This is a genomic window from Mycolicibacterium sp. SMGY-1XX (assembly GCF_059132455.1).
The window spans coordinates 4,281,588-4,299,072 of the sequence record NZ_CP101139.1; the positions used below are offsets into that span (position 1 = coordinate 4,281,588).

Below are 17,485 nucleotides of genomic sequence, written 5' to 3' on the forward strand. Positions count from 1 at the left end.
CAGCGTGATCTCGTTCACCCCTACACCGCCGCAGCCGGTCGGGTATAGGTGAAAGGCATGCGAATCGCCCTGCTGTCCTATCGCAGCAAGACGCACTGTGGTGGCCAGGGTGTCTACGTGCGCCACCTGAGCCGCGGCCTGGTCGAGCTGGGTCATCACGTCGAGGTGTTCTCCGGTCAGCCGTATCCGGACGGCCTGGATCCACGCGTGCGTCTGTGCAAGGTGCCCAGCCTGGATCTGTACCGGGAGCCGGACCCGTTCCGGGTACCCCGCCCCAGCGAGATCCGCAGCTCGATCGATCTCCTCGAACTGGGCACCATGTGGACCGCGGGTTTTCCGGAGCCGCGCACCTTCGGCCTGCGTGCGGCCCGGCTGCTGGCCGAGCGTCGCGCCGATTTCGACGTGGTGCACGACAACCAGAGCCTGGGCACCGGTCTGCGCAAGATCGCCGCGTCGGGCCTGCCGGTGGTCGCCACGGTGCACCACCCCATCACCCGCGACCGAGTGCTCGATCTCGCGGCGGCGCGGTGGTGGCGCAAGCCGCTGGTGCACCGCTGGTACGGGTTCGCCGAGATGCAGAAGAGGGTGGCCAGGACGATCCCCGACCTGCTGACGGTGTCCACCACCTCGGCCACCGATATCGCCGCCGACTTCGGTGTGAGCCCCGATCAGCTGCACGTCGTACCGCTCGGTGTGGACACGGCAGTCTTCTCCCCGTCAGAGGCGCCCAGAGTGCCCGGCCGCATCATCGCGATCGCCAGTGCCGATGTCCCGCTCAAGGGCGTGTCCAATCTGCTGCAGGCCGTCGCCAAACTTCGCACGGAACGTGATGTCGAGTTGCAGTTGGTGGCGCGCCTGGAGAGCAAGGGTCCCACCGAGAAGCTGATCGCCGAGCTCGGCATCTCCGATATCGTGCACATCTCCAGCGGTCTCACCGACGCCGAACTGGCGAACTTGCTGGCGTCCGCTGAAATAGCCTGTATCCCTTCTCTTTACGAGGGTTTCTCGCTTCCCGCGGTGGAGGCCATGGCCAGCGGCACCCCGATCGTCGCCAGCCGGGCGGGCGCGTTACCCGAAGTGCTCGGCACCGACGGGTCCGCGGCGGTGCTGGTGCAGCCGGGCAACGTCGAAGAGCTCACCAAGAGCCTGGGCGACCTGCTGGACTCCCCGGCCGAACTGCACCGGATGGGTATCGCCGGCCGGCGTCGCGCCGTCGAGATCTACAGCTGGGAATCCGTTGCCGCGCAGACGGTCACGGTGTACCGCCGCGCGATCGATCGGAACGCCGCATGCTGACCGTCGACTTCGACCGGCTGGGTATCGGGGCCGGCACCAAGGTGATCGACGTCGGCGCCGGAGCGGGCAGGCACAGTTTCGAGGCGTATCGGCGCGGAGCCGACGTGATCGCCTTCGATCAGGACAAGGAAGAGCTGGAGAACGTCACCACGATGTTCGAGGCCATGGCCGAGGCCGGCGAGGTGCCTGACACCGCGCGCGCCGAGGCGGTGGCCGGTGACGCGCTGGCGCTGCCGTACGCCGACGCCACCTTCGACGTGGTGATCGCCTCGGAGATCCTCGAGCATGTTCCGGCCGACGAGGCCGCCATCGCCGAGCTGGTCCGGGTGCTCAAACCCGGTGGCAAGCTCGCGGTGACCGTGCCCCGCTGGCTTCCGGAACGGTTGTGCTGGCTGCTGTCCGACGAGTACCACGCCAACGAAGGCGGCCACATCCGCATCTACAAGGCTGACGAGCTTCGCGGAAAGGTCACCGCGCGCGGGTTGCGGTTCACCCATTCACACCACGCGCACGCGCTGCACTCGCCCTACTGGTGGATCAAATGTGCTGTCGGGGTGGAGAAGACCAAGCACCCGGCGGTGACGGCCTACCATCGGCTGCTGGTATGGGACATGATGTCCGCTCCGACGCTGACCCGCACCGCCGAAGCGGCACTGAACCCGCTGATCGGCAAGAGCGTCGCGCTTTACTTCGACAAACCCGCCAACGAACACCACGCCACGGACGAGGGCCGGTGACCGGCGGTGCGGCGCGCTGAGATTCCCTCCGTGGCCGGTGTACTGACCGCATCGCAGTGCCTGGCCACGGCCGAGTCGATAGCCCGGGCGCAAGAGCACTCAGGGGCCATCCCGTGGTCGCCTTTCGGGCACACCGACCCGTGGGACCACGTCGAGTGCGCAATGGCGTTGACGGTGGCCGGCCTGCTCGAACCGGCCCGGGCCGCCTACGAGTGGTGCCGCCGCGAGCAGCGCGCCGACGGCTCCTGGCCCCTGCAGTTCCGGGCCGGGGTCATCGAGGACGCCAACAGCGACAGCAACTTCTGCGCCTACATCGCCACCGGGGTCTGGCATTACGTGCTGGTCACCGGCGACGATGTATTCGCCGAGCGGATGTGGCCGGTGGTGCGCAACGCGATCGATTTTGTCATCGGGCTGCAGCTCGACGGCGGTGAGATCTGTTGGGCGTGCGGACCGTCCGGCCGGATCGAGGAAGCTCTGGTGACCGGCTGTGCCAGCATCTACCAGAGCATGCGGTGCGCGCTGGCGCTGGCCAACTACGTCGGCGAACCACAACCGGAATGGGAGGTGTCCTGCGGCCAACTGGGACACGCGATCGTCGCGCATCCCGGGTCGTTCACCGAGAAACCCCACCACTCGATGGACTGGTACTACCCCATCCTCGGCGGCGCGTTGCGCGGGCCGGGCGCCGAGGAACGTATCGCCGAGCGATGGTCCGATTTTGTGGTCGACGGCCTCGGCATCCGCTGCGTGGATGACCGGCCCTGGGTGACCGGCGCCGAGACATGCGAGCTCGTCCTGGCTTTGGACGCCATGGGGGAATCCGACCGCGCCCTGGAGCAGTTCGCGAACATGCAGCACCTACGCGAGCGGGACGGGTCGTACTGGACCGGGCTGGTGTATGCCGACGGTAAACGCTGGCCGGTGGAACGAACCACGTGGACCGGTGCCGCGGTGGTACTGGCCGCCGATGCACTCTCCCGCACCACCGCGGGCAACGGCATCTTCCGTGGTGAGGACCTGCCCCGCGGACTGGAAGCCGACTTCAGCTGCGAATGTGTTGTCAGCGAGCGCTGAGCGCGCCCCCGACCTCTCCGGCCACCCGTTCGAGCACCCGTAGCGACTTCATGGCCGAGACCTCGCGGAACTGCTCGGTCTCCAATGCCCGGCGATAGATCTGGTAGGGCGCCTGCCCACCGTCCTCGGGGTTGGGAAAGACGTCGTGGATCAGCAACGCTCCGCCGACGCTGACCCATGGCGCCCACCCGTCGAAGTCGCGATGCGCGGCCTCCTCGGTGTGCCCACCGTCGATGAACAGCAGGTTCAGCGGCGTCCGCCAGTGCCTGGCCACCACCGGCGATTTGCCCACCACTGCAATCACGTTGTCCGGCAACGCCATCGCATCGAGAGTGTGCCGGAAGGTGGGCAAGGTGTCGAACAGGCCGGTGTGGCTGTCGACCATGCTGGTGTCGTGGTACTCCCATCCCGGCTGGTGTTCCTCGGAGCCGTGGTGGTGGTCGATGGTGTACACCACGCCGTCAGTGGTCAGCGCTGCTGCACCGAGCAGCACGGTGGACTTCCCGCAGTAGGTTCCGATCTCGACGCCGACGCCGCCGTCCAGGTAGGCGCACGCCGCCTCGTACAGCGCCCGGCCCTCGTCGGCGGGCATGAACCCCGTCACCTCGTTCGCGAGAGCGAACAGACGGTCAGTTTGCTGGGAGCGCAGTTCGGCGGGGGTGGTGTCGGTCTGTGACATGCAGGCAACCTAACCCGTCGGCAGGGCCGATGGCCAGCGCGCATCCTTGCCGGGCCGAAGTCGTTGTAGTAGCGTCCGGACATGTGTCCGATCCGGTAGCTCGGGAAGCCACCCGGCGTCGGCTCACGGCCAAACAGGCCGATACGGTCGATCGGCTGGGCCGGGCCGCGGTGGAGGTGTTGAGCCGTGAAGGGTTCTCCGGTCTGACCATCCGGATGGTGGCGGCCGAGGCCGGTGTCGGTGCCGCCACGGCGTACACCTACTTCTCCTCGAAGGAACATCTGGTCGCGGAGGTGTTCTGGCGCCGACTGGCCGGCAGCCCGGCACCACCCAACGAGTCCCCCGATCCGACGGTTCGGGTGGTCGCCGTGCTGCGCCACATCGCACTGCTGTTGGCCGACGAACCCGAGCTGGCGGGCGCGGTGACCAACGCCTTGCTCGGCAAGGACCCCGATGTGGAACACCTGCGCCTGCGAATCGGGATGGAGATCCACAAACGGCTGTCCACGGCGCTCGGGCCCGAGGGTGATGCAGGTGTCATCGACACGCTGGAGTTGTTGTACGCCGGGGCGTTGGTAAGGGCGGGGATGGGGTACGCGTCCTATCAGCAGATCGCCGACCTGTTGGAGAGATCTGCGCGCCTGGTGTTGGCCTGATGTGGCGCTGCGAGCCCGCCTGAGGTGCAAAGATCTACAGCTATGGCCGAGCAGCCCCTTCGCGAGAAGCACTGGGATGAGCCTGAGCGCGACGAGACCGAAACCGAACGGCTGGACCGCAATTGGGCGAGTCTGGTGCAGGAGCTGCGCGTGGTCCAGACCGGCGTGCAACTGCTCACCGGCCTGCTGCTGACATTGCCTTTTCACGACGGCTTCGAGGAACTCGCCACCGACCTGCGGATCGTCTACCTGGTGACGGTGGCGTGCTCGATCATCAGCACGGTGCTGTTGGCCAGCCCGGTGGCGATGCACCGGCTGCTGTTCCGGCGGCACCGTCTCGAGCAATTGGTGAACGCAGCCCATCGGACCACCTATGTGGGACTGATGTTCCTCGGCGTCTCACTGGTGGGTGTCGTGGTGGTCGTTTTCGGCGCCGTCGCCGGTGACATCGCCGGATTGATCGCCGGTGCCACCGCGCTCGCCGCATTCGTTCTCTTCTGGGTGATCGTGCCGCTGACAATGCGCAATAAACCCAGGTCAAAGCCCTCCTGAGAGGGCTTGTTTGCACCCCCGTCAAGCGGGGAACACCCGCGTCATGTTGCTACGTCGAGTCGCCCGTCCCCTGCTGTCCGCCGCTTTCATCGGCCAAGGAATCGAAGCGCTGCGCAGCCCGAAACCCGCAGCCGACGCCGCCCGCCCCACCCTCGAAGGCCTGCAGAAGCTGCCAGAACCGGTGGGCCCCAACGTTCCCCGCGACGCAGAGACTTTCGCCAAGATCACCGCTGCGGTTCAGATCGGCGGTGGCATCTTGTTGGCCACCGGTAAGGTGCCGCGACTCGCCTCCGCCGCGTTGGCCGCGACGGTCATCCCGGCCAACCTCGGCTCCCACATGTTCTGGTCCGAGACCGACCCGGAGCTCAAGACCCAGAAGCGCCGCGATTTCCTCGTCGACATGAGCCTGCTCGGCGGTCTCATCATCGCCTCCGCTGACACCGCCGGAAAGCCGTCTCTGGGCTGGCGGAGTCGCCGGGCCGCAGGGAAAGTGGCCGCCGCGCTGCCCGTCGGTGCGGCCGGCGGAAACGCCCTGATCGACAGTGAGCTCGCCGAGAAGGTCGGCAAGAACGTCCACGAGGGTCTGCACGTCGGCGCTGAACGCGGCCGGGAACTGGCCAGTGTCGCCGCCGAGAAGAGCGCTCCCCTGTTGGACGCTGCACACAAGCGCGGAGCCGAGTGGGCCGAGATCGCCCGCGACCGCGGGTCGGAGTGGGCGCATGTGGCGCGCGAGCGGGGTGCCGAACTGGCCGAGATCGCCCGGGAACGCGGCGTGGAACTGGCCGACGTGGCCCGCGACCGCGGAGGCGACTTCGCCGACGTCGCCCGCGACCGCGGAGCGGTGTTGGCCGAGGTGGCCCGCGACCGAGGCGTGGAGTTGGCCGAGGTGGCCCGTGACCGCGGGGGCGAGCTCGCCCACACCGCGTTGAGCCAGAGCGAGGACCTGTCGCGGAAGGCACGCAAGCAGGCCCGCAAGCAGGCCAAGGCACTTCGGCGCTAGTCCCGGCACGATAGATCGGCTTCTGCTCGCTGTGCGGCCAATGCCGCACAGCGAGCGGTGGGCGCGGTAAGTTCGAAGCGTCCACGACTGCGATCAGGAGCCGACCGATGACTTCGGGTGAATACCCCAACAATCCGGACCCCCACTATCCGCCGCCTCCGCCCGGCGGCTACCCGCCGCCTCCGCCGCCGCAGCAATACGGCCCCTCGGGCTCGTACCCGCCGCCTCCTCCCCCGCCCCAATACGGTGGCCCCCAGTACGGCGCTCCTCAATACGGCAGCCCGCAGTACGGCACTCCGGGCGGCTACCCGCCCCCGCAGTACGGCCCTGCCGGTGGAGCGGAACCCGGCAGCCTCGGAATCCGGTTCGCCGCCCGGTTCATCGACGGCATCATCGTCGGCATCGTCGCGTTCATCCTGGCGTTCGCCTTCGGCGCCATGGACAACATCTTGGTCACCGGCCTGTTCTCCGGTGTGCTGACCTTCGCCTACTTCGTGGGGTTCGAGGTCACGCAGGGATGGACGCCCGCCAAGAAGATGCTCGGCCTGTCGGTGCGCGGCCCCGGCGGCGCTCCCAAGCCGGACGTCAAGCAGTCCGCGATCCGCAACTCGTTCACGCTGTTGTCGGTGATCCCCTACATCGGTGGTCTGCTCGGTTTCATCGCCTACATCGTCATTGCGGTGACCATCAATGGCAGCCCCACCAAACAGGGCAAGCACGACGAACTCGCCGGTGGCACGCAGGTCGTCAAGGGCTGACCTGGTTTTCACGACAATGGCCCCCGCGCGAGCGGGGGCCATTGTCGTGTCGGGGGTTTAGAAGACGAGATCCAGCAACAGCACCACCACCAGGCCGGTGACCGACAGGATCGTCTCCATGATCGACCAGGTCTTGATCGTCTGGCCGACGCTGAGCCGGAAGTACTGGTTGACCAACCAGAACCCGGCATCGTTGACGTGGGAGAAGAACACCGACCCGGCGCCGATGGCGAGCACCACCAGCGAGACCTGCGTGGGAGGCAGGCCCTCGACCAGGCCGAGAACCAGCGAGGACGCGGTGATGGTGGCGACGGTGGCGGAGCCGGTGGCGAGGCGGATCAGCACCGCCAGCGTCCAGGCCAGGATCAGCACCGAGATGCTGGTGTCTTCGGCCCACCGCGCCAGCAGGGTGCCGATACCGCTGTCGACGAGTACCTGCTTGAAGCCGCCGCCGGCGGCGACGATCAGGATGATGCCCGCGACCGGGGGCAGTCCGGATTCGACACACTTGGTGATGGCCGCACGGTCCATACCCGCGCCGCGGCCCAGGGTGAACATGCCGACGATCACGGCGATCAGCAGCGCCACCACCGGGGTGCCGAGGCCGTCGAGGATGACACGAAGCCAGTTGCCTTCCTCCAGGAAGATGTCGGCGAGCGACTTGCCCATCATCAGCACCACGGGCAGCAGTACCGAGAACAAGGTGATGGCGAACGCCGGCCTGCGCTGGTCTTCGCGTTCGTCGGCGTCGAAGGTGTCCGGTGCGCCCACGACAACCCACTTGCCCGCGAGCTTGCCGAACAGCGGCCCGGCGACCACGATCGTCGGAATGGCAACTGCCACACCGAGAGCCAGGGTGATACCGAGGTCAGCGCCCAACAGGTCGACGGCCGTGAGCGGCCCGGGGTGCGGCGGCACGAACCCGTGCATGGCGGAAAGGCCTGCGAGCGCAGGGATTCCGACCGTGATGAGCGAAAGTCCGGAGCGGCGCGCCACCAGGTAGATGACGGGCATCACCAGCACCAGGCCGATCTCGAAGAACATCGGCAGACCGATGATCGCGCCCACCAGCGCCATCGCCCACGGCAACGCTCGGGGCGAGGCGTGCCCGACGATGGTGTCGACGATCTCGTCGGCCCCACCCGAGTCGGCCAGCAGCTTCGCGAACATCGCGCCCAAGGCGATCAGGATGCCCACTCCGGCTGCCGTGGTGCCGAAGCCGCTGGTGAACGAGCTCAGCACCGTGGTCAGGTTCTCACCGGCGACGAAGCCGACGGTCAGACCACCGAAGATCAAAGCCAGGAACGGATGCAGCTTGACGAGGGTGATCAACACGACGATCACCGCGATGCCGGCGAGGAACGCCAGGATCAACTGCGGCCCGGAGGCCACCGGCTCGGCGAGCTCGGGCGCCTCCTGCGCCGCCAGCACGGCGAGGGTGTTCGCACCGTTCATCTAGCTCTCCCGTCCGGTCAGCGAAATGTACTCGTCAACAATGGAATCGATGTTCTGCGCGACGTCGATGGTGACCCCGGTCTCGTCGTCGGACAGCGGCTCGAGCGTCTCGAACTGCGACGCCAGCAGGGACGCCGGCATGAAGTGACCGGGCCGGCTCGCCTGCCTGCGACCGATCACCTCGGTGGTACCGGCCAGATGCAGGAATTCGGTTGTGGGGCAGTGCTTCCGCAGCTGGTCGCGATAGCGGTGCTTGAGCGCCGAACAGCTCATCACCCCGCCGTCGGGATGCTCGGCGAGCCACTGCCCGATGGCTTCCAGCCACGGATGACGGTCCTCGTCGGTGAGCGCGTGGCCTGCGCTCATCTTGTCGATGTTGGCCTGCGGATGGAAGTCGTCCGCGTCGGCGAACGGTACCCGCAGCCGCTGCGCCAGCGCTGCTCCGACCGTTGATTTCCCCGACCCGGACACGCCCATCACGACGATCGGTGCGCCCATGTCTCTCCACCTACCCTGTTGAGCTCTGTGTCACACAGGATGCCCCAATGATCTGACTATTACAAGTCCCGAGACTCAAGAACCTGCTTTAACCACACCAGGGTGCTCGTATGACAGGATGTATCAGGTGACCGGGCAGTCATCCGTCGGCGAATTGCACGCCACACTGCTCGATGCCCTCGGCACCGGCGTCGTGTCTGGACGGTTGCGCGCCGGGAGCGTGCTGACACTCGATGCCGTGAGCGCCGAACACGGGGTCTCACGCAGCGTCGCCCGTGAAGCCGTCCGGGTTCTCGAGGCGATGGGCATGGTGGCTTCCCGGCGGCGGGTGGGCATCACCATCCAGCCCGCCGAGAAGTGGAACGTCTTCGATCCGCAGGTGATCCGCTGGAGGCTCGCCGCCGGCGACCGCGCAGCACAACTGGTCTCGCTGTCGGAATTACGCGGGGGGTTCGAACCGGCCGCCGCGGCCCTGGCGGCCCGGCGCGCAGATCCCCACCAGTGCCGGATCCTGGCCGCCGCGGTCTCCGACATGGTGGTTCACGGGCGCTCCGGCGACCTCGAGGCATACCTGTTGGCGGACAAGGTGTTTCATCGCACGCTTCTGGAAGCCAGCGGCAACGAGATGTTCCGGGCACTCAACGACGTGGTGGCCGAGGTGCTGACCGGCCGCACCCATCACCACCTGATGCCGGAACGGCCGAACACCGACGCCATCGCCCTGCACGACGAAGTGGCACGGGCGATCCGGCTGCGCGACGAGGCGGCCGCCGAAGCCGCGATGCGCGCGATCATCGACGAGGCCACCGCTGCCGTCAGACCTGATTGACCTCGAAGTTCATCAGCAGTCCCTCCACCGTCGTCACCGTGACGACCGTGTCCAGCGGCTCACCGTCGAGTTGCATCGAGCACTTGGTCTCGTTGCCCTGCTCGCCCTGCAGACCGCCGTCGCAGGTCACGCCCGTCACCTCGCCCCCGGCACTCTCGGTGACCAGGTTGGCGACCGACTTCTCCAGCTGGGCCTGCGACAGCGCCGGCGTCATCTCGTAGCTGACGGTGGTGTCCTCCACCTTCGTCACCTCCACGATGGGTTCGATGGCGTTGGTCTCACTGAGCACCACCTCGCAGGTGGTGGTCTTGCCGACCACCCCTTCGAGGTCGGCGCTGCAGGTGACCGACTCCGGCTTCTGGTCCGCCTCCTCCAGCCGCTGCGTGATGTCGTTCTGCAGATCCGCTTTGCCGACGACCGGCGTGCTGGAACTGCAACCCACTGCTGCTGCGCATACCAAAACCGCAGTTGAAGCCGCCTTTATCAAGGTGCGCATGATGACCTCCCGAAGTTGCCAAGCCGGGACGGAGTCCCGCCTGCGGTGGCAACATAACAGGGATCCGCCGTCGCCGGTGTTTAACTGCAATGGTGAGTCGATCACCTGAGCTGGCGCGCCGCTTTTTCGACCGCTTCGAACCGGTGCACGCGGTCACCTACTTCGCCCCCGAGGCCCGCCGAGCGCTGGACGCGCTGGGGTTCCGTGGGTTCTGGATGAGCTATTTCGCGGCCCGGTCGGCCCCGCTGAGCTCGGGTACCGCGGGGCCGTCGCCCGAGCTGGTGACCGCGACCTTCTACAATTTCTCCGCGCAACGGGTGAGGCGGGCCCTGCCCGCCGCCTGGGCGCACGCGACTCCACAGGAGGCACTCCGGGCCCGGGCGGACGGCGCCGTGGCGGCATTGCGCCGGTACGGGATCGGCGATGACGAGTTGGTGGTCACCGCAGCCGGATTGGCGGCGAAAGCTGCGCGTAGTGCCCCGCTCGATGGACGCCCGCTTTTTGCGGCCAACGCCGCGCTCCCCTGGCCCGACGAACCCCTGGCCGCGCTCTGGCACGCCACCACCCTGCTGCGCGAGCACCGCGGCGACGGGCACGTCGCGGTGCTGACCGCGGCCGGGATCAGTGGCCGGGAAGCCAATGTCCTGCACTGTGCGGCCGGCGCGGTCAGCGAGGAGTTCATACGCCGGGCCCGCGATTACGACGACGACGAGTGGACGGGTTGTTGTGCCACCCTCGCCGAGCGCGGGTTGATGTGCGACGGCGCGATCACCGAGGCGGGCCGCCGCCTCAAGCACCAGCTCGAGAACGCCACCGACACAGCGGCCTTGAGCGCGCTGCGGGGGCTCGACGACGCGGAGGTGAACGCGCTCTTCGAAGCACTGACCCCGCTGACCCGCGCGGTGGTCGCGGCCGGTGATGTCCCGGAGTCGACGCCCATGGGCATGCGCCGTCACGAGCTGGACGACAACAGCGCACACCTGAGCTGAATCCGGCGTAGGTTGAGCGCGAGCCGGAGTTGATTTCAGCGAAAGAGACCACCTGATGCCCACCATCACCACCACCGACGGTGTCGAGATCTTCTACAAGGACTGGGGAACGGGCCAGCCCATCGTCTTCAGTCACGGCTGGCCGCTGTCGGCCGACGACTGGGACACCCAGCTGCTGTTCTTCTTGTCCAAGGGTTACCGGGTGATCGCTCATGACCGGCGCGGGCACGGCCGCTCGACCCAGGTCGCCGACGGCCACGACATGGACCACTACGCCGACGATCTCAAGGCGGTGGTCGACCATTTGGATCTGCAGGACGCCATCCACGTGGGGCATTCCACCGGCGGCGGTGAGGTGGTGCATTACCTGGCCCGCCACGGCCAGGACCGTGCAGCGAAAGCCGCGCTGTTGTGCGCCGTGCCGCCGCTGATGGTCAAGACCGACGCCAACCCCGAGGGCCTGCCCAAGGAGGTCTTCGATGATCTGCAGGCGCAACTGGCGGCCAACCGGTCGGAGTTCTATCGTGCGTTACCGTCGGGCCCCTTCTACGGATTCAACCGGCCGGGCGCCACATCGTCCGAGGCCGTCATCGAGAACTGGTGGCGCCAGGGCATGATGGGCGGCGCCAAGGCGCACTACGACGGCATCGTCGCCTTCTCACAGACCGATTTCACCGAGGACCTGAAAAAGATCACCATCCCGGTGCTCGTCGTGCACAGCGAAGACGACCAGATCGTGCCGTATGTGGCGTCGGGACCGAAGTCAGCCGAGCTGCTGGCCAACGCCAGACTGAAGACGTACAAGGACCTGCCGCACGGTCTGCCGACCACCCACGCCGACGAGCTCAATCCTGTTCTGCTGGAGTTCTTCCAGTCCTGATCACTGGATCCGGTTGCACTCGAACCAGCCGACGCCGCGGCGGCCGTCACCGGTGGTGACGGCCGCCCAGGCGCGCGGGAAATGACTCACCCGGCCGTCGGCGGCCGCCAGCAGCACCGGGGCCTGACCCACCGCCCGGGCGTCGAGGACCACGGAGTCTAGGGTGAGCTCGGCGCTGACCGGTAAGTTGTTGTCGCCGAACACTTCTCGTGCTGTCACCGTCTGCAGCTCGGTCACAGCGCCGTCGAGTTGCGAGTAGCCGACGCCCATCTGCGGTAAGCCGGGGATTCGCAGGTCGACACCGTGCAGGTGGGTGCCGTCGTCGAGGTGTACCGCGCTCCACACCCACTCCATGCCCCACCAGTCGCGCGGACCCCAGGAGTGGTCGCGCTGGCCTGGCACCTGATCGAGCACGTAGCTGCGCCCGCCTGCGGTGACGGTTCCGGTCACCGCGCAGGGAATCTCGTAGCGGGAGGCGATCCGGTACTGATACGGCGTGCCCTGCGTCGTCCACACCAGCTCGAACGCCGCATCGACATCGTGGCCGGACTCGCCACGCAGCAGCGCGGCCGGGTCGTCGTGAGCCTGTCCGCGTCCGCGCACCGTCACCGCGTAGCTGTGCAGCGGAACCGTTGCGCCGTGGATCAATTCGATGTTCTCGGTGTGGACCCGAGCGGGGTCCGACGGCAGCGGTGCGTCGAAATCCGACACCGCCACGGTCGGCATCTCCGGTCCGCACAGCAGCGCCTGGACCCAGCATCGGTTCTCGTTGGGTATCAGGCCCAGCCGGATCCAGCCACCCACCGACTGCTCGGCATCGACGAAGTCGAAGTACCAGCTCTCGTTCCACAGCGCTTCGTCGCCGCGGAGATGAGCGCCTTCGTCATCGGGGGACGGTTGCAGCGGCTGTTCGCTCACAACACGGCCAACGCGTCGGTGTCCAGCACGTGTGCACAATGCCGGTCGAGCATCGTCAGGAACATCTCGTCGCCGCGTTCGGTGCGGACCACCAGCATCGACGACACGATCGCCATCATCACGCCGAAGAAGCTCTGCCGCCGCACCCCGTCGCGCACCGCGTCGAAGCTCAACACCGGATCGGCACCGAGTGCGCCGTGGTAGGCCCGCAGCAAAGCGTCGTGTTGTTCACGGCGCACCGCGACGGGCAGTGCGCATCCCAGGAAATAGGCGAGGTCGGTCAGCGCCGGTCCCCAGGTGACGGTCTGCCAGTCCACCACCGTGACGGCCCGGGCGGCACCGGCCTGACCGAACAGCATGTTGTCCAGCCGGTAGTCGCCGTGCACCAGTCCCTGCGGCCGCTCGGGTGCACCCTCGGCGGTCAGGTAATCGTCGAAACCGGCCACCAGACGGTCACAGACCAGTCGCTGTTCGTCTGTCATGGACTGGCCGTAACGGTCGGTGAACGCGGCGTACAACCCACTGAGCAGCTCGGCGCTCACCGGAGCTTCCCGGTTCAGCCAGTCGGCCCCCGCCAGCGTGGGGTCACCGAGCAGCGGAGCGTGCAGGCGGCCCAGTTCGGACACCGCCAGTAGCGCCTGTTCTGTTGTGGCACCCCGGATTTCGTCACCGACCACGGCGGGAGCCGCGTCTCCGAGCACCAGGTCGAACACCCCGGTGGCCGAGTCGATGGCGGCGTGGAAGCACGGCGCCACGGGACCTGCTCCCCCGGCCGCCAGCCGGGGTGCGATATCGGTGTAGAACCGCACCTCGCGCTCATAGAGCCCTAGCGCGAGCCCGGTCTGGCGGCTGGTGGGGTCCGCGGCGGCGACCTTGAGCACCACCGATGCCGGGCCGGCACCGCCACTGGCGTAGTCGAGGGTGACGCGGTAGCACTCGCTCATCTGGCCGGTGCCGATCCGCTCGAGAGCGAAAGCGCGCACCGGGTGCTGGAGTACGTCGGTGAGCCACGCGGCGGTCAGATCGGAGGGACGCTCGACAACGGTGTCAGTTCGCACCGCACCAAGGTAGGACACCGATGCGGCGCCGCACGGCGTTTTCGGCCGATTTGTTGACGCGTGTCAATTGGGCCCGTGGCAGTGTGAGGGCGGGCTCGCGGGCACGTCGAGCGAGGGATTGCGGTCGAAGAACCCGTACGGTTTGAGCCAGAACGACACCACATCCGCCGGCATGATGGGCCAGTCCTCGGGCCTGGTGATGTGGTGGATACCGAACACGTACCACAGCACCACATCGGTGTTCTCGATCGACCGGTTGGCCCGGGTCCAGGCACCCAGTCCCGTGTCGGTGGTCGACTGGTTCACGAATTCGCCTGCCGGCCAACGCTCGTCGGGATGGTTCGGGGTGACCCACAGAGTGTGGCCGATCACCGTGGCGCGCTGGAACACCGGAGAATCCGGGTCGAACATCGGCGGGATGGCGCCGGTGGGGACCAGCTTGTAGGACGGGTGCGTGCCCAGCCCGTTGACGACGTTGGTGTTGACCACCTTCCACGCCCGCTGGGTGGCGAAGTTGAGATCCTGGATCGCCTGCCGCTCGGTGCGCAGTGGCACGTTGCGCTGCACCACCGACAAGCCGTAGGGATTCTCCGGGCTCATCGGTTCGGCGTAGGACTCCGACATGTAGACGGTGTTGTCGCTGCCGTCGACGTCGAGATCCAGCCGGGCCACCAGGAAATGCTGATGGAACGGCGCGTAGGTGCGTTCGTCGACCAGGGTGCCGTTGGGGTGGGGCCTCCCGGCCGCGAACGGGGTGGTCACCATGATCCCGGTGGCGCGGACCTCGCACTCGATGTTGCCGTCCTGGTACAGCCGCCAATAGATCAGGTACTCGTAGTTGGCGACGGTGACGTGACTGGAAATGGTGAGCCGCCGCATGCGGCGCACCTCGGCACCGGCGGTGTCGACATGCTTCCACAGCACGGCATTGTCTTCCTCGTGGATGCAGATCGCGTTGGAGATGGTGTACGGCTGGCCCTGCGAGTTGTGCAATGTGGCGTCCAGGTACCGGATTTCGCCCAGGCAGTCGCATCCGAGCTCCAGCGACGTGGTCATGAAACCCAGACCCCACTCGCCGATGTCGAACGCGGTGCGGCGGTAGTGATCCACCGACGGGTCACGGTAGGGCACCATCATCTCGGCGAACGACAGCCGGTGCGCCACCGACCTGTCCCGGCCGCCGTCGCGATACTTCAAGGCGTGCAGCGTCATGCCTTCGCGATGGTTGAAACCCACTCGCAGCGACCAGTTCTGCCACGTCAGCAGATTTCCCGACAGGGTGAACGACGGGCCTTCGGGCTGGGTGATGTCCAGCGGTTTCACGGGGTCCCGCTGCCAGGTGGCGCGAATGCGGTCCGGAATGTGCTTGGGCACATACTCACCCATGGTCTTGGGCGGTGCACCGCCCCCGGTGAAGGGATCGTCGTCCTCGATGCGCAGCAACTCCATGGTGTTGAGGTCGATGACGCAGTGCAACCCGCTGACCGCGGTGGCATAAGGATTGGTGCCCGGCGCGCTGCGCAGCCAGGTGTCCGACCAGCCGATGCGCCGGTCACGGTATTCCGGCGGCGCGACAGCGGCCCCGTAGGTCCAGGTGTCCATGAACACCAGATCCATATCGGTGATGCCCCGCTTGGCCAGCGCGGCGATCACGTCCGGGTGCGCGCGCAGCATCGCATCGCACTCATGGAACTCGTCAACGGTGAAGTTGGCCTGGACGCCGGGCACATGCTGATGAGATTCCACCCGGTCGTCGGTCAGCGACACCACGCTGCGATAGGTCGCGTTGCTGCCCCGGTCCAGGCACAGCACCAGGGCCTTGCGGGCCGGTCGTGTCCCACCGCCGTCGAACTCGGCCAGCTCGGCCTTACCGGGTTCCAGCATCTCGATGCAGTTGATCCGCCAGCCCTCACCCACGTTGCACTCGCGCCGCAAAATCGCCGAAACCGCGATGAACTCGTCAGCAGACAGCGGATCCAGTGGGTGATCAGAGGATGGGCGCAGGGATTCGCTCATGAGCAGTTACGCAATCACATCGTCGACTACGGCGCAGGACATCAGCGACAACTCGACGCTTCTCAACGCGCCAGGGAGAACCCCGACCATGCGGTGCGTCGATCCTGGTCCGGATCGAGTTCGACGCGTGTGTGCCGGTCGAACACCAGCACCGCCCGTTCGTCGTGGTGGTAGGCGGGCCAGTCGTCTCCCGGAACACCGGTTCGGCTGAACGCACGCCAGCGGGTCTGGACCTCGCGAGTCACCCGGGCCGCCGAACGTTGGTCCCCCGCGGCGGTCAGCAGAGAACCCAACCGGGTGCGGTAGACGTCGAACACGGCGAGCAGCTCGGTGGCGTGGGTGGCGCCCATGCCGGACCACTTCAGGGTGCGCGGCGCATAGTCGTAGCGGTACAGGTAGGTGGGCGCGTGGGTGCTGTGCGCCTCGGCGATCTCCCAGGCCGCCGACGCGAAGGCGAAATCACCACCGAGGCGTATGCAGGCATCCGGCCGCGGATAGTCGGGGTAAGCCGCGGTGATACGCGCCCGCGCGTCCGGTCCCGCCTCGGCCAGCAAGGCCTCGATCATGGGTTCGGTGGTGGGCAGCAGCTTGAGGAACCGAGTGAACAGCCGGGCCTCGTCGGCGTTGCTGCCCACGATCAGCGGCACCCGATGTGCCTCACCGCGCCGCATCGCCTCCAGCGGCTCGGTCGGCAGATAGTCGTCGCCGTAGGTGGGACCCACCGGGAAGGCGCCGAACATCTCGTCGGTCCCCAGGGCGAGCAGCTGGTCGGTCGCAGTGACCAGGTCGGCGGCCTGGGCGGTGCGCAAGACGCGCGCGGCGTCGGCCCTGTCGGCGCCGATCAGTGTCGCGAAACGATCCGCGATGGCGGCGGCCTGCTCGGTCGAGGAGGACATGCCTGCGGCGGGACTCTCCGAAATGACCTGATGGAACAGCCCTTTGGCGGCGGGAACCGCGAGCAGGGTGGCCACCGCGTGGGCCCCTGCGCTCTCCCCGAAAATCGTCACGTTGTCCGCGTCACCACCGAAGACGGCGATGTTGTCGCGCACCCACTGCAGCGCCAGCACCAGATCACGCAGGAACAGGTTGGAGTCGATCGGGAATTCCGGGGTGCCCAGTGACGACAGATCCAGACAGCCGAGCGCCCCCAGGCGGTAGTTCACCGAGACGTAGACGCAGCCGCGGCGGGCCAGTTTCACCCCGTCGTAGATCGGGGTGGCCGAACTGCCCAGGATGTAACCGCCCCCATGGACGAACACCATGACCGGTAGCGGCTCGTCCGCCGGCTTCTCCGGTGCCACGACGTTGAGCGTCAGGCAGTCCTCACCCATCGTCTGATAGCGGCCGAGGCCCGTGAGCGTGTACTTGCGTTGCTGCGGAGCGCAATTGGCGAAGCCGTGGCAATAGCGCACTCCCCGCCACGGCTCGGGCTGCTGCGGCGCCCGCAGCCGCAGTGGCCCCACCGGAGGGCGGGCGTACGGAATGGAGCGCCAACGGTTCACGCCGTTGCGGGTGAACCCCTCGACGACACCGCTCGAGACGGTGGCGCGGACGGTGTGCTCGTGCATAACCCCGACGGTAGCGGACAGGT

At 67.3% G+C, this 17,485-nt stretch carries 16 protein-coding genes and 1 pseudogene; 10 read left to right on the forward strand and 7 right to left on the reverse strand.

Annotation, left to right across the window (positions count from 1 at the left end):
* Positions 1 to 57 precede the first annotated feature (57 nt).
* The 3 genes from manT to mmpH are packed head-to-tail and all read left to right on the forward strand — an operon-like array spanning position 58 to position 3,110.
* Entirely contained in the window at positions 58 to 1,296 is a 1,239-nt protein-coding gene (gene manT, locus NL241_RS20640) for an MMP alpha-(1->4)-mannosyltransferase (protein ID WP_494394901.1), read from the forward strand.
* Positions 1,290 to 2,033: a class I SAM-dependent methyltransferase gene (locus NL241_RS20645; protein WP_487694813.1), complete on the forward strand. Its 744-nt coding sequence runs from the start codon at positions 1,290 to 1,292 to the stop codon at positions 2,031 to 2,033. Before manT ends, NL241_RS20645 begins: the two co-directional genes overlap by 7 nt.
* A gap of 30 nt (positions 2,034 to 2,063) precedes the next feature.
* On the forward strand, positions 2,064 to 3,110 hold the full coding sequence (gene mmpH / locus NL241_RS20650; RefSeq protein ID WP_487694814.1) for an MMP endo-(1,4)-3-O-methyl-alpha-D-mannosidase: 1,047 nt from the start codon (positions 2,064 to 2,066) through the stop codon (positions 3,108 to 3,110).
* On the opposite strand, the gene NL241_RS20655 is transcribed toward mmpH, so the two are convergent.
* The gene (locus tag NL241_RS20655; RefSeq protein ID WP_487694816.1) at positions 3,097 to 3,789 is read right to left on the reverse strand and encodes a class I SAM-dependent methyltransferase; all 693 of its coding nucleotides are present in this window, start codon (positions 3,787 to 3,789) and stop codon (positions 3,097 to 3,099) included. The genes mmpH and NL241_RS20655 overlap by 14 nt on opposite strands.
* A gap of 83 nt (positions 3,790 to 3,872) precedes the next feature.
* Here NL241_RS20655 and NL241_RS20660 point away from each other — a divergent pair, with 83 nt between their 5' ends.
* From NL241_RS20660 to NL241_RS20675, 4 genes are all read left to right on the forward strand, one after another.
* Complete coding sequence (locus NL241_RS20660; protein ID WP_494394902.1) at positions 3,873 to 4,445, forward strand: TetR/AcrR family transcriptional regulator; 573 nt, start codon at positions 3,873 to 3,875, stop codon at positions 4,443 to 4,445.
* 42 nt (positions 4,446 to 4,487) lie between these two features.
* A complete protein-coding gene (locus tag NL241_RS20665; RefSeq protein ID WP_487694820.1) occupies positions 4,488 to 4,997 on the forward strand; it encodes a DUF6328 family protein in 510 nt (169 codons plus the stop codon).
* 43 nt (positions 4,998 to 5,040) lie between these two features.
* The gene (locus tag NL241_RS20670) at positions 5,041 to 5,997 is read left to right on the forward strand and encodes a DoxX family protein (protein ID WP_487694821.1); all 957 of its coding nucleotides are present in this window, start codon (positions 5,041 to 5,043) and stop codon (positions 5,995 to 5,997) included.
* A 107-nt stretch (positions 5,998 to 6,104) separates the two neighbouring features.
* The gene (locus NL241_RS20675) at positions 6,105 to 6,755 is read left to right on the forward strand and encodes an RDD family protein (RefSeq protein WP_487694822.1); all 651 of its coding nucleotides are present in this window, start codon (positions 6,105 to 6,107) and stop codon (positions 6,753 to 6,755) included.
* Between the two features lie 57 nt (positions 6,756 to 6,812).
* On the opposite strand, the gene NL241_RS20680 is transcribed toward NL241_RS20675, so the two are convergent.
* Together NL241_RS20680 and NL241_RS20685 are read right to left on the reverse strand one after the other, a co-directional pair.
* Positions 6,813 to 8,210, reverse strand: coding sequence for a GntP family permease (locus NL241_RS20680; RefSeq protein ID WP_487694823.1), 1,398 nt, complete (start codon positions 8,208 to 8,210; stop codon positions 6,813 to 6,815).
* Positions 8,211 to 8,708, reverse strand: coding sequence for a gluconokinase (locus tag NL241_RS20685; protein WP_487694825.1), 498 nt, complete (start codon positions 8,706 to 8,708; stop codon positions 8,211 to 8,213).
* Between the two features lie 127 nt (positions 8,709 to 8,835).
* Here NL241_RS20685 and NL241_RS20690 point away from each other — a divergent pair, with 127 nt between their 5' ends.
* Positions 8,836 to 9,537, forward strand: a complete 702-nt coding sequence (locus tag NL241_RS20690; protein WP_487694826.1) for a FadR/GntR family transcriptional regulator — start codon at positions 8,836 to 8,838, stop codon at positions 9,535 to 9,537.
* Here NL241_RS20690 and NL241_RS20695 read toward each other — a convergent pair.
* On the reverse strand, positions 9,524 to 9,979 hold the full coding sequence (locus NL241_RS20695; protein WP_494394903.1) for a DUF4333 domain-containing protein: 456 nt from the start codon (positions 9,977 to 9,979) through the stop codon (positions 9,524 to 9,526). The two genes, NL241_RS20690 and NL241_RS20695, sit on opposite strands and share 14 nt — an antisense overlap.
* A 146-nt stretch (positions 9,980 to 10,125) precedes the next feature.
* Between NL241_RS20695 and NL241_RS20700 the strand changes: the two genes are divergently transcribed.
* The gene (locus NL241_RS20700) at positions 10,126 to 11,022 is read left to right on the forward strand and encodes an SCO6745 family protein (RefSeq protein WP_494394904.1); all 897 of its coding nucleotides are present in this window, start codon (positions 10,126 to 10,128) and stop codon (positions 11,020 to 11,022) included.
* A gap of 55 nt (positions 11,023 to 11,077) precedes the next feature.
* Complete coding sequence (locus NL241_RS20705; RefSeq protein ID WP_494394905.1) at positions 11,078 to 11,902, forward strand: alpha/beta fold hydrolase; 825 nt, start codon at positions 11,078 to 11,080, stop codon at positions 11,900 to 11,902.
* Here NL241_RS20705 and NL241_RS20710 read toward each other — a convergent pair.
* The 3 genes and pseudogenes from NL241_RS20710 to NL241_RS20720 all read right to left on the reverse strand — a co-directional run bounded on the left by NL241_RS20710 (position 11,903) and on the right by NL241_RS20720 (position 17,462).
* Positions 11,903 to 13,878: pseudogene (locus NL241_RS20710) on the reverse strand (DUF7064 domain-containing protein).
* Between the two features lie 63 nt (positions 13,879 to 13,941).
* Positions 13,942 to 15,894 (reverse strand): primary-amine oxidase, encoded by a 1,953-nt coding sequence (locus NL241_RS20715; protein WP_487694831.1) that lies wholly within the window; start codon positions 15,892 to 15,894, stop codon positions 13,942 to 13,944.
* Between the two features lie 62 nt (positions 15,895 to 15,956).
* A complete protein-coding gene (locus tag NL241_RS20720; protein WP_494394906.1) occupies positions 15,957 to 17,462 on the reverse strand; it encodes a carboxylesterase/lipase family protein in 1,506 nt (501 codons plus the stop codon).
* Between the last annotated feature and the right edge of the window lie 23 nt (positions 17,463 to 17,485).

Excerpts from the sequence above, each read along its gene's own strand:
- manT (WP_494394901.1), top strand. The coding sequence starts at position 58 with ATGCGAATCGCCCTGCTGTCCTATCGCAGCAAGACGCACTGTGGTGGC.
- NL241_RS20645 (WP_487694813.1), top strand. The coding sequence starts at position 1,290 with ATGCTGACCGTCGACTTCGACCGGCTGGGTATCGGGGCCGGCACCAAG.
- NL241_RS20655 (WP_487694816.1), bottom strand. The coding sequence starts at position 3,789 with ATGTCACAGACCGACACCACCCCCGCCGAACTGCGCTCCCAGCAAACT.
- NL241_RS20665 (WP_487694820.1), top strand. The coding sequence starts at position 4,488 with ATGGCCGAGCAGCCCCTTCGCGAGAAGCACTGGGATGAGCCTGAGCGC.
- NL241_RS20670 (WP_487694821.1), top strand. The coding sequence starts at position 5,041 with ATGTTGCTACGTCGAGTCGCCCGTCCCCTGCTGTCCGCCGCTTTCATC.
- NL241_RS20675 (WP_487694822.1), top strand. The coding sequence starts at position 6,105 with ATGACTTCGGGTGAATACCCCAACAATCCGGACCCCCACTATCCGCCG.
- NL241_RS20680 (WP_487694823.1), bottom strand. The coding sequence starts at position 8,210 with ATGAACGGTGCGAACACCCTCGCCGTGCTGGCGGCGCAGGAGGCGCCC.
- NL241_RS20685 (WP_487694825.1), bottom strand. The coding sequence starts at position 8,708 with ATGGGCGCACCGATCGTCGTGATGGGCGTGTCCGGGTCGGGGAAATCA.
- NL241_RS20705 (WP_494394905.1), top strand. The coding sequence starts at position 11,078 with ATGCCCACCATCACCACCACCGACGGTGTCGAGATCTTCTACAAGGAC.
- NL241_RS20715 (WP_487694831.1), bottom strand. The coding sequence starts at position 15,894 with ATGAGCGAATCCCTGCGCCCATCCTCTGATCACCCACTGGATCCGCTG.
- NL241_RS20720 (WP_494394906.1), bottom strand. The coding sequence starts at position 17,462 with ATGCACGAGCACACCGTCCGCGCCACCGTCTCGAGCGGTGTCGTCGAG.